The following is an 11,470-nucleotide window of genomic DNA, read 5'->3' as shown; positions in this document are numbered from 1 at the left end:
CTCCGATGTATTATCACATTTCAATTGTTATTTTCTGTTAAAAAATAGACAATTTTTCCGCTTTTTTTCATTTTTTTTTTACAGGCTAGTAGTATTTCAAAATCCACAGTGATAGCATATTCCTTAGTCCAGTTAGACTGCTCCATGCGTTGTTGACCTATCTAACGTTAGGAATAATAAAAGCAAAACAGACTGACTTGGGTTTTTATAGTCTCAATTTTTTTTATGAGAGTGATGCCATGTTATTCAAAAAATTCGCTGTTGCTGCTGCAGTTGCTACTACTTTAGCTTTCGTTGGTTGTGCTAAAAAAGCAGAAGACAAAGCTGCTGATGCTAACGCTGCTGCTTCTGAAGCTACTGCTGCTGCTTCTGCTGCTGACGCTGCTGCTGAAACTGCTGCTTCTGCTGCTGTAGATACAGCTGCTGCTGCTTCTGACGCTACTGCTGCTGCTTCTGCAGTTGACGCTGCTGCTGAAGCTTCTGCTGCAAAATAATAATCACTTAAGATTATTATCAAAAAAGAGAGCCATTGGCTCTCTTTTTTTATGTTCAAACTTAATTTTTTAAAATTAGACATAAAAAATAAGCCTTAAATAAGAATCTTATTTAAGGCTTTCTTTTTAAACAAACTGATGAGATTAATCTTCAGTTTGTTCTGTTCCTACGCGTTGTCTAAATTTCTGACCAGCACGGAAAGTTACTACACGGCGAGCCGAAATAGGAATTTCTTCACCAGTCTTTGGATTACGGCCTGGACGCTGACGTTTATCACGTAGCTCAAAGTTACCAAATCCAGATAATTTGACTTGTTCGCCAGCAATTAATGCATGGCTAATTTCATCGAAAAACAACTCGACCATTTGTTTTGCTTCACGACGATTCAAACTCGTAAGCTCACTTAAATGATCAGCCATTTCTGCTTTTGTTAATGCTGTCATGAGGCCCTCAATGTCGCTTGATAAGTGTTCTCTAACACTTCGATTATATGATCCATACCAGATTTAATTTCAGCATCTTCGAGTGTACGTGATGGATGCTGCCATAGCAAAGCAAATGCAAGTGAGCGTTTGCCATTTTCCACACCCTGACCAGTATACACATCGAATAACCAAGTTGAATCTAAAAGATCACCACCAGACTTTTCGATAAGTTGCTGAATTTCTCTAACATTAATATTATCATTGATTAAAAGCGCAATATCACGTCTAACCGATGGAAAACGTGATAATTCTGTAAAATTAGATACATAAGTTTGCAAAACAGCACTTTGATCTAGTTCCGCAACCCAGGTTGTGCCCAAATCTAGTGCATCTTCTAAAGAAGGGTGCAAACGACCCAAATATCCAATTGATTTTCCATCAACTAAAATTTCAGCAGATTGACCTGGATGCAACCAAGAACGCTCTGAACGCACATATTCTGCTTTTACACGACCTGCAGCTAAAAGTTCTTCAACCTCACCTTTAAAGTCAAAGAAATCCATTGGCTGGACTTTACCATGCCAAGACTCAGGCACTCGCGAACCTACTGCAATTAGAGCTAAAGTTGGAATCTGTTTCAAGTCATCAATACTGCTAGCATCTTGATAATCAAAACGTAATCCTAACTCGAAGAATCTTACACGGTTTTGCTGACGATTCAAATTATATTGTACACAAGGTATCAAACTTGAAAGCAAAGTCGAACGCATTGCAGCTAATTCACTTGAAATTGGATTTGCCAACATGAGTGGTTGAACCGCAGGATTTAACTGTTTTTCCAGTTTCAGATCAGCAAAGCTAAAACTGATTGCTTCTTGATAGCCTAAAGTCGCAATTGTTTGGCGTAATTGGCTCAGTTCAAATTGATCCTGATGCCTAGCCAGTTTTACATCTATAACAGGTAAACTCATCTGGATATTGTCATATCCGTGGATACGGGCAACTTCTTCAATCAAATCTTGATAGATTTCCATATCATAACGATGAGATGGAGGAACAACATCCCATTCACCTTGTGCCTTGACAGTAACATCACAACCTAAACGCTGTAATGCATCCGTAATAAAATCTGATTCAACCTTATAACCCAGCAACTGATCCACTTGCGCCTGATTCAACTCAATTGCATGACGTTTAGGAAGCAAGTCTTGATTTTCAGCAACCGTAATAGGACCAAACTCACCACCTGCCAATTCGGCAATCAGTTGTGACGCCCTATTCATCGCGATCATAGGCAATTCAAAATCGACACCACGCTCATAACGTTGAGAAGCATCTGTGTGCAAGCCAAAACGGCGGGCACGACCAACAATAGCAAGTGGTGCAAAGAATGCTGACTCCAGGAAGATTTCAGTTGTATTATCAGACACAGCTGATGAAGCGCCCCCCATGATACCTGCAATAGCTAATGCTTTTTTATCATCGGCAATCACCATGACATCTTCGGAAAGTTCCACTTCCTGATCATTCAGTAATATTAATTTTTCATTGGTTGTCGCCTGACGGACATGTACAGCACCTTCAACTTTACCGCCATCAAAAGCATGCAATGGTTGTCCTAACTCCATCAATACGTAGTTGGTAATATCAACTAAAATACTGTGCTGACGGATACCAGAACGTGCCAGTGCCTGCTCCATCCATTCTGGAGTTGGGGCTTTGGTATTAACGTTTTTAATCACACGTCCCAAATAACGTGGTGCACCATCTGTTGAAATAACAACTTTTTTCTCGTCAGTAATTGTAGCTGCAACTTCTTTAATCTCAGGCGCAGTCACTGCTAACTGATTGATCACACCAATTTCGCGGGCAACGCCACGGATACTAAAGCAATCACCACGGTTTGGTGTAATACTGATATCAATGACATGATCATCCAGATTGAGATATTCACGAATATTGACACCAACAGGAGCATCTGCCGGAAGCTCTAACAAACCATCCAATTTATCTTCAAGATCTATTTCAGATGCACCACAAAGCATACCATGTGATTCAATACCACGGAGTTTACCCTTTTTAATTTTAAAATCACCTGGTAATACCGCTCCGATCGTTGCAACTGGTGCTTTCATACCTGCACGTACGTTTGGTGCACCGCAAACAATTTGTAATGGCTCACCTGAACCGATATTGACCGTTGTAACACGTAAACGATCAGCATCTGGATGTTGTTCAACAGTCAGTACTTCACCTACGACTACGCCTGTGAAAGGTTTTGCTGCAGGCGTCATATCATCGACTTCTAAACCCAACATGGTCAGTTGGTCAGATAAAGTTTCACTATCAACGCTTGGGTTTACCCATGTACGCAGCCAATTTTCGCTAATTTTCATAAATTCATTTTCCTTCATCTCCCCTAGCCCCCTCATTTTCAAAGAGGGGAAATTACCTGTTCAACTTGGCGATGCAAGTCCCCTTTTTTTAGGGGAACCTAGAGGGATTTTAATAAACCTTAAATTTCAAAATATTTATTTAAACTTCAAGCAAATTGACGTAAAAAACGCACATCATTTTGGTAGAACATACGCAAATCATTAATACCATAACGAAGCATTGCAAAACGCTCTACACCCAGACCAAATGCGAAGCCTTTATATTTTTCAGGATCAATACCCGATGCACGTAGTACATTTGGATGCACCATACCGCAACCTAAAACTTCCAGCCAGCGGCCACGTTCATCCATGATATCCACTTCTGCACTAGGCTCTGTAAATGGGAAATAAGACGGGCGAAAACGAACTTTTAAATCTTTTTCAAAAAACTCATTTAATAAATTTACAAGTAAACCTTTAAGCTCTGCAAAGCTAGTATTTTCAGCAACATATAAACCTTCGATCTGATGAAACATTGGAGAATGTGTTTGATCAGAATCACAGCGATACACACGACCTGGGCATACAATACGAATTGGCGGCTGGTTTTTTTCCATAGTACGCACTTGCACACCTGAAGTATGTGTACGAAGCAAATGATTTACATCAAAATAGAAAGTATCATGCATTGCACGTGCAGGATGATGCCCTGGAATATTTAACGCTTCAAAATTGTGATAATCATCTTCAACTTCTGGACCAGTCGCAACGGTAAAACCTGCCTTGGTAAAAAATTGGCAAATACGTTCCTGAACCTGCGTCACAGGATGAATGCTACCGATTAACTGCCCTCGACCAGGCAGTGTGATGTCGACTGTTTCATTTGCCAGTTTTTTTTCTAATTCAGCTTTTTGCAACTCGGCTTGACGACCTGTTAATGCATTATTGATTGCTTCCCGCACTGCATGAATTGCAGCACCTTGAACTTTACGTTCCTCAGGATCCATTTTGCCTAATGCTTTAGATTGTTCCGCAAGCTGGCTTTTCTTCCCCGTAAACTGCACCCGAACAGTATCAAGTGTGGCTAGGTCTTCTGCCGCTGCAATTGCAGCGAGCGCTTCAGTGGTCAGGGCTTCCAGTGACATATTAACTCTCAAAGCAAGTAATTTATTAAAAATATATAACAGCATAGTTTAACAGTTTTTATGCAGTTGGATGAAGCATCTAAGCAGGAAATTTAAATAAGTGATTTAATCTGGAAATAATCATAAAAATAACCCATTTATGAAATGTAACAAGGACTAACACTTTATTTTTCACTAGATTAAAATGCATGGATTGTCTCTGAGATCTATTACAACATGGCACTCGATCAAATTTGGAAACAACAGCTTACTCTAGTCACCTATGGTAATGAGTATCTAACTCAAGACTATAGCTTTGCCTTTTGGGTTCAGCATTCTATTTTTAATCAACATCTGTTTAGTTTTCGTGACCTATTAACACAACATTTATTGGCACAACATTTCCAAATCTGGCTCGAAGGTTTAAAAAAACAGGGGGTTTATCGCCTTAGCCTGCATAGCGCTGGCATATTAAATGATGAACAAAATCCCAATCCTAACGTTGAACTTTTGGCCTTCCCTCACTTTATCGTTAGTCATGAAAAACACAAAAAGACAGCATGGATTTTAGGGAAAGAACTGGCTGAATGGTATAACGCCGATCAAGATTATGAATTACCAATAGAACAGCGCTCCGATGTACGTACGGAAACTTTCTGGCGTTTTGAACTCAATAGCAAACTCTCCAAGCGTATTGAAAATGATCTAGTTCAGCCAAATTGGGATGACATACAAAGCTATACAGAAAATGAGCTTTTTGAAAGCAAATATGCTCAAGGTTTTATCGCCCCATCCAATCGCGGACTACCTTATTATGGAATGAAACAACAGCAAAATGAGGGCGGCACAATTCTGCAAAAAGGAAAATTTTTACCACTTTTGCCTGATGATTATCCAGCCGATTATGCCAATGATACGCTTGTTCGAATGGATGCCCTTACAAACTTTATTCAGGATAAAATACAACATCCCTACCATGAAAATGGAGAAATCATGTCTCCGGATGAGCAACTCAATCTAAGACATTTCTCACATAAGCTAGATGATTTACAAGGAAAATTTGTAATAAAAGTTGCGAATCATTATAAATCAGCTCGCTTAACAAAAATTGAAACACCCTCACCATTTGATGAAGGGTCATCAAATACTAAAATTTTGTCAGCAGCCCGCAGACACCCCTCACCTCAGCAGCAGCACCCAAAATCTGGAAAAACAGGTGTATTCGCTTTGATTGTCATTACTATTCTGATCTGTCTGGCTGCTTATTATTTTGGACTTTAAACAGGGACGTAAGTGACTTTTTATTGCGCGAGTTGCTTACGTACTTCCATCAAAGCAAAACCAAGCAAGTTCAATCCTTGCCATACCTCCGGGTTCATTGCATCAGCATGATCAGCAGGCAAACCTATTCCCCATACCCTATCTACAGGCGATGCCTCTACCAGAACCTTATTCTTTGTACTCAAAAGAAAGTCTTTTAAGTCTTTATGCTGTGAAAATTTAGCCAAATTACCTTGAACGACAATATCAAAACGCTTGGCTTTCCATAATTCTTCATCATAATTTTGAACTTTCCGCCCCAAAGCTTTCGCTTGATCTGGTGTCTCGGTTTGAAGTATTTTCTGGAAAATTTCACCATCCTGAAAAAGCTTGGCTTTTTGAGCCATCATATAGTGTTCAGCAGTTTTATACTCTGTACCATCAACATTAAACACTGCCGGATACCATTGGCTAAAACAACTTTTATCCACTACTCCCTTTTGTTTCGATGTATGCCCCCAAAAACCGAGATAGTCAAAGTGTTGCCCATGCTTGACCAATTCTTGTAAATTCTCTAAATACTTTAAATCCGACATGATCACCCACCTCTAAACATTTAAATTCCATATATAGTGCAATTCTTTCAAACCCTTTCCATAATCAGAAGCATCTGCTTCTCCCACTAATTTAGCACCGAATTTCTCATAAAAATATCGACTTGGATTTTTTTGAAAAACATAAACAGACAAAGATTGGTATTTCTGCTGCTTTAAAATTTTAAATAATTCATTAAGAAAATGACTGCCTACACCTTTCCCTTGCGCTTCTTTTAAAATATAAATTGCTTTTAGTTCAGCATCTCGCTTGCTTGGCGAAAAACAAACATCCGAAAATCCTAAAATGTTGTCATTTTCTTCATAGACCCAAACCCGTTGCTGGGAATCCGCTAAAACCATTTTCCACATAGTGGTCCGCTTTTCTAGCGTTTTGGAATCAATAATCGCCTGATCAACCATTCCCTGATAAGTTTCCTGCCAGCTTTGCACATGAACTTGAGCGATATGTTTAGCATCTTCTACATTAGCCAGCCTGATCATATGCATCCTCAAATATTCTGCTTCTCTAAATCCGGTCCAAGAATTGTTGTATCTGTTGTCTTGAAGATAAACGAATAAATGTAATATGTGAATATTGAGGATCTTTCATCCTAGCTAAATATTTTTTCCGATTTTTACGATGTGTTTTAATCATCCACCAAATAATAGATTTTTGACTAAATATCCGAGACAAATTTTCAGTATTATTTGAATTTTCCCAAATCTTTTTTTTTGATAATGCACGTACTACAGATCGCTTTATGGATTGTAGTAAATTGATCGAAAATGGTAAATCAAGCCAAATCACGGCATCAATTTCTTTCCAGGTCATGTATGTTGTACGTGTATAATTTCCATCAATTACATAGCCATTCGATGAATTCTCAATTTCGACCTGTATTTTTTTAAAGAATTCTGTATCTGGCGTTTCTTTCCAGTCATCCAGCCAGAACAGGTCATCTAGTTCGATATAATTCAATCCAAGCTTTTTTGCCAACACTCTGGAAAATGTTGTTTTACCTGAAGCAGAAGTCCCAACGACATTCATTCTTCTCATCCTCTGCTCCCATAAAAAAAGTAGCTATTTTAGCTACTTTAATCGATATTCATTCTAAAGCGAATCAATTACCTGGTTTTATAGTGATGAATATTTTATGTTCATCTGCATGTTGGTTTATATAATGATTCACTGATGCAACCACACCTTCAACTTCAGCATCAGCGCCATACATGATTTTTAGATGTTCACCTTCTCGAGGAATAATATCTAATTTTACGTCTATTGTACCTTGTTCAAGACCTTTGATTTCTACAAGCATGGGTGCCTCCTTTTATTATCTTTATAATGTAAAAGAAAGTTTAAAATTCGCACATATTTTTCATGTAGAAATTGTGTAATAAATCACACTTTATTTTTAATCATAATCCAGCTCATTTTCATCAACATTTATAAAATCTGGAGGAGGTGTTTCTTTAAATTGCACAGCTCCAATGTGTTCTAATGACAAAAGTACAGCTTTGGCAACCCGATGCATCCCATCCATCACCCGACCATCAGCACTTAAAATAATCGGATAAGATAAATCAGCATCTTGAATCAATTTGATATGTTCAATAATTTGTCGTGTAGTCGGATGAACATCATCAAACCAATAAGCTTCATCTAACTCTTTAATTTGATAAAGTTTTACTTGTTTTGTTTGAAAATTTTGGCTTAACTTAATCAGATGATGCACATCCCAAATATAAATGTCATCGTTAACTTTACGAAAGTGATATTGTTTACGCATAAGCCCTGCTTATCTTAAGCTTCATTACACGTTATTATGCAGTAAAGGTTAGAACTAACAATGCAAAATAATATGATGAATAATTATTGGCAATTTATATTGGGCTTACAACACAATGCACAACGTTTTTTTGATAATGAAATCGCATATTACCAAATCCAGCATGAATGGTGCGCAATTACAAATCAATTATTCATGGTACGTGACTTCGAAACAAATGAATTAATTTACGATTCAATCGATCATTTTATTGTCGATATGAATGAGCAATGTATTCAACGATGTCGACTTGTCCCATTTCAGTTAATCTATCCTAATTTCACGACTCATTTTAAACAATATATTTTTGATATGAGTAACTACCCACTCGCTGTATTTTTAGGAAGAACTCAAAGTTTTGCCTTAGTAAAAATTGAAAGAGAAAAAGTCAAAGAATTCATAAACTCCTCCGATCCTCGTGAATTTAGCGGATTCACCTCATCTCAAATATTTAATGAATATTTATTATTTACACTCATCAGATTAGACCCAAAACAATTACAAACCATCAATGAATTTACCAAGCATCAGAATTGGAAAACACATCATGAATACTTTAAGACTGAGTTTTTAGATAACAAATTTAATTTCACACAAAATCAAAATTTAAAACTTATTAATAATCTATTCTTAGAGGATGAAGCAACTCTTTATCCATTTCTCCAGGAAAACAAATCCCAACCTAATCTTGCATTTTCATGGGTAAAGCAGCTAGAAGATTTGCAGAATCAAATCGAAACCGAAAAAGAATTATCCCGTGATTCTAGATCATCTCATTCTGATTTTATCGATCAAAATTTTTCACAAATTTGTATTTATCAAGAAAACCTAAACTATGCTTTTATAAATCTGCTTTCTCATACTGCAAATGATTATAAAAATGCTTATATCGATCAGGATTTCAAATTAGTCCCGTATAGCTCAACGAATATTCCAGACACTGCAACTGAACCAGATAACAATACTGTAAGTTGCGAATATACAAACGAAAAACCTATCACAACCTTAGCATCGACAATTTACTTACTAATCTTCATAGCTATTGGATTTGGAATACTTTATGGTTTATTCTGGTTAATGTCTCATTTTGAATTTGCCAGATTTACTGTAATCACAATTGTAGTGGTTAGCTTTTTATATATCTGGTCAAAAAAATAAAAATTATAGGTATAAAAAAACCGCCAAATGGCGGTTTTTTAAAATCTCTAAGCTTATGCAGCTAAAGCACCTTTAGCTTTTTCAGCTAAAGCAGCGAAAGCAACTGCATCATGCATAGCGATGTCAGCTAATACGCGACGGTCGATGATCACTTGAGCTTTTTTCAAGCCATCAATCATGCGGCTATAAGACAAACCGTTTTGACGAGCACCAGCATTGATACGCGCAATCCATAAAGCACGGAATTGACGTTTCTTTTGACGGCGGTCACGATAAGCATATTGACCAGCTTTGATTACAGCCTGGAACGCTACGCGGTAAACACGTGAACGAGCACCATAGTAACCTTTAGCGCGAGCAAGGATTTTTTTGTGACGGCGATGAGCCTGTACACCACGTTTTACACGAGCCATTTATAATCTCCTTAGATGTATGGGCACATACGACGAACTGATGCAACGTCACTTACGTGAACCATTACACAACCGCGTAATTGACGGATACGCTTAGCAGATTTTTTGGTCAAGATGTGGCGTTTGAACGCTTGCTTGCGTTTGAAACCGTTAGCAGTCGCTTTAAAGCGTTTAGCTGCACCACGGCGAGTTTTTAATTTAGCCATAGCAACCTCTTTTAAGCACCTGTTTGGCACGTTTGCACCATTGCAAATCGACCTGCAGGTAAGGAAGGCAGTATTCTACATCTTCTTTGTATAAAACAAAAGCAAAAGCATGCAAATTATCTAGCTGTGCATATAATTTCTTAGCATTTTTTCCAATATATAATAATGAATGAATTTATGAACCTGTTCATGTTTTATCTTTATAATTGTCACATCATGATAAAACCGGATCATTAATGAACCCTGCTCAGGATGCATTTGCAGCACTACGTTATCGAGATTTTTCAATTATTACTGTCAATCAGTTTTGTCTAACACTCGCTATTCTTATACAAGAAATCATCGTCGCTTTTTCTTTATATCAAATAACCAAAGATCCCCTGACACTTGGACTAATCGGGCTTGCTGAAGCAATACCTTTTATCGCCTTATCATTATGGGGTGGCTATTTTGCAGATAAGTTCAATAAGCAAGCCATTATGAAAATTTGCTTATTTTTCTCATTTCCCCTGCCACTGGTTTTATGGTGGCTATTTCATGCCTATGATCATGAACAAATTACGATAACCACATTATCTTTGGGTATTTACGCTGTCATTTTTGGGCTTGGTACAATTCGTGGTTTTTATAACCCATCAGCAACATCACTTAAACCGTTCCTCATCCCAAGAGCGTTATATGCTAATGGGGCAACATGGACAACCATTGGTTGGCAAAGTGGTGTCATCATTGGTCCAATGCTCGGTGGTTTTATGCTAGCAGGTCTTGGACGTGAAACGAGTTTACTCTCGGTTGCCATACTTTTATTTATCTGTTTTCTTTTAATTAATCTGTTAAAAAAGAGAACCTTTCCAGCTATGGAGCATGATAATTTATGGGATAGTTTAAGTGAAGGTTTTCGTTTTATCTGGAAGACCAAAATTGTTCTTTGGGCAATTTCACTAGATCTGGTTTCTGTACTTTTCGGTGGAGTTGTTGCGTTATTACCTATTTTTGCCGCAGACATTCTGAAAGTAGGTCCAGAGGGACTGGGATATTTACGTGCTGCCCCTTCTATCGGTGCACTCATCACCATGATTGCATTGACAAAATTCCCACCAACACATCATGCATGGCGAAATATGCTGATCGCAGTCGCAGGATTTGGTGTCTTTACCATTATTTTCGCCTTTTCAAATCATCTATGGCTGTCCCTATTTGCATTAGCCATGACGGGTGCTTGTGATAGTATTTCTGTTGTCGTTCGTCAAACAATTTTGCAAGTGTACCCACCTGAAAATATGCGGGGACGTGTTGCAGCAGTAAATGGCATGTTTGTTTCAAGTAGTAATGAACTTGGCGCATTTGAATCTGGGCTAGCTGCCAAGTATCTAGGAACTGTTACTGCAACAGTTTTTGGTGGATGTATGACTTTAGCAGTCGTGACACTTAGCTGGGTAAAAACCTCTGACCTGTTTAAAGTAGACATTACCAAAGGTATCGAAGATCGAAATTAACAAAACAAAGCACCTTTCGGTGCTTTTTTTATTGCGGTGAGCATTAAATCAAGAAATACTATTACACAATTTAGTCATCAAATTATTTTG

The 11,470-nt window shown here is 37.8% G+C and carries 14 protein-coding genes; 4 read left to right on the top strand and 10 right to left on the bottom strand.

The window, feature by feature from the left end:
* Positions 1-239 precede the first annotated feature (239 nt).
* On the top strand, positions 240-494 hold the full coding sequence (locus KPC_RS02290) for a hypothetical protein (RefSeq protein WP_121972813.1): 255 nt from the start codon (positions 240-242) through the stop codon (positions 492-494).
* A 144-nt stretch (positions 495-638) separates the two neighbouring features.
* On the opposite strand, the gene KPC_RS02285 is transcribed toward KPC_RS02290, so the two are convergent.
* From KPC_RS02285 to pheS, 3 genes are all read right to left on the bottom strand, one after another.
* Positions 639-938: an integration host factor subunit alpha gene (locus tag KPC_RS02285; protein WP_121972812.1), complete on the bottom strand. Its 300-nt coding sequence runs from the start codon at positions 936-938 to the stop codon at positions 639-641.
* Positions 935-3,316 carry a phenylalanine--tRNA ligase subunit beta gene (gene pheT / locus KPC_RS02280; protein ID WP_121972811.1) on the bottom strand — a complete coding sequence of 794 codons (2,382 nt, stop codon included), beginning with the start codon at positions 3,314-3,316 and terminating at the stop codon, positions 935-937. Before pheT ends, KPC_RS02285 begins: the two co-directional genes overlap by 4 nt.
* A 146-nt stretch (positions 3,317-3,462) precedes the next feature.
* Positions 3,463-4,443: a phenylalanine--tRNA ligase subunit alpha gene (gene pheS / locus KPC_RS02275; protein WP_121972810.1), complete on the bottom strand. Its 981-nt coding sequence runs from the start codon at positions 4,441-4,443 to the stop codon at positions 3,463-3,465.
* Positions 4,444-4,659: 216 nt separating this feature from the next.
* On the opposite strand from pheS, the gene KPC_RS02270 reads away from it, so the two are divergent.
* Positions 4,660-5,703 carry a hypothetical protein gene (locus tag KPC_RS02270; RefSeq protein WP_121972809.1) on the top strand — a complete coding sequence of 348 codons (1,044 nt, stop codon included), beginning with the start codon at positions 4,660-4,662 and terminating at the stop codon, positions 5,701-5,703.
* A 20-nt stretch (positions 5,704-5,723) separates the two neighbouring features.
* Here KPC_RS02270 and KPC_RS02265 read toward each other — a convergent pair whose 3' ends face one another.
* From KPC_RS02265 to KPC_RS02245, 5 genes are all read right to left on the bottom strand, one after another.
* Positions 5,724-6,278, bottom strand: a complete 555-nt coding sequence (locus tag KPC_RS02265; RefSeq protein WP_121972808.1) for an NADAR family protein — start codon at positions 6,276-6,278, stop codon at positions 5,724-5,726.
* A gap of 12 nt (positions 6,279-6,290) precedes the next feature.
* A complete protein-coding gene (locus KPC_RS02260) occupies positions 6,291-6,779 on the bottom strand; it encodes a GNAT family N-acetyltransferase (protein WP_171334409.1) in 489 nt (162 codons plus the stop codon).
* A gap of 25 nt (positions 6,780-6,804) precedes the next feature.
* On the bottom strand, positions 6,805-7,335 hold the full coding sequence (locus KPC_RS02255; RefSeq protein ID WP_121972806.1) for a P-loop NTPase family protein: 531 nt from the start codon (positions 7,333-7,335) through the stop codon (positions 6,805-6,807).
* A gap of 64 nt (positions 7,336-7,399) precedes the next feature.
* On the bottom strand, positions 7,400-7,597 hold the full coding sequence (locus KPC_RS02250; RefSeq protein ID WP_121972805.1) for a hypothetical protein: 198 nt from the start codon (positions 7,595-7,597) through the stop codon (positions 7,400-7,402).
* A gap of 96 nt (positions 7,598-7,693) precedes the next feature.
* Positions 7,694-8,068 carry a hypothetical protein gene (locus tag KPC_RS02245; RefSeq protein WP_121972804.1) on the bottom strand — a complete coding sequence of 125 codons (375 nt, stop codon included), beginning with the start codon at positions 8,066-8,068 and terminating at the stop codon, positions 7,694-7,696.
* A 60-nt stretch (positions 8,069-8,128) separates the two neighbouring features.
* On the opposite strand from KPC_RS02245, the gene KPC_RS02240 reads away from it, so the two are divergent.
* On the top strand, positions 8,129-9,265 hold the full coding sequence (locus tag KPC_RS02240) for a hypothetical protein (RefSeq protein ID WP_228212126.1): 1,137 nt from the start codon (positions 8,129-8,131) through the stop codon (positions 9,263-9,265).
* Positions 9,266-9,318: 53 nt separating this feature from the next.
* Here the strand turns inward: KPC_RS02240 and rplT are convergent, their stop codons facing one another.
* Together rplT and rpmI are read right to left on the bottom strand one after the other, a co-directional pair.
* Positions 9,319-9,678 (bottom strand): 50S ribosomal protein L20, encoded by a 360-nt coding sequence (gene rplT, locus KPC_RS02235; RefSeq protein ID WP_004867327.1) that lies wholly within the window; start codon positions 9,676-9,678, stop codon positions 9,319-9,321.
* 11 nt (positions 9,679-9,689) lie between these two features.
* Positions 9,690-9,884, bottom strand: a complete 195-nt coding sequence (gene rpmI, locus KPC_RS02230; protein ID WP_001096359.1) for a 50S ribosomal protein L35 — start codon at positions 9,882-9,884, stop codon at positions 9,690-9,692.
* A 236-nt stretch (positions 9,885-10,120) separates the two neighbouring features.
* On the opposite strand from rpmI, the gene KPC_RS02225 reads away from it, so the two are divergent.
* A complete protein-coding gene (locus KPC_RS02225) occupies positions 10,121-11,380 on the top strand; it encodes an MFS transporter (protein ID WP_121972803.1) in 1,260 nt (419 codons plus the stop codon).
* Positions 11,381-11,470: the final 90 nt, after the last annotated feature.

The sequence above is a fragment of the Acinetobacter stercoris genome (assembly GCF_900323515.1).
Taxonomy (GTDB): Bacteria; Pseudomonadota; Gammaproteobacteria; order Pseudomonadales; family Moraxellaceae; genus Acinetobacter; species Acinetobacter stercoris.
This window is presented reverse-complemented; position numbering and strand designations above follow the sequence as displayed.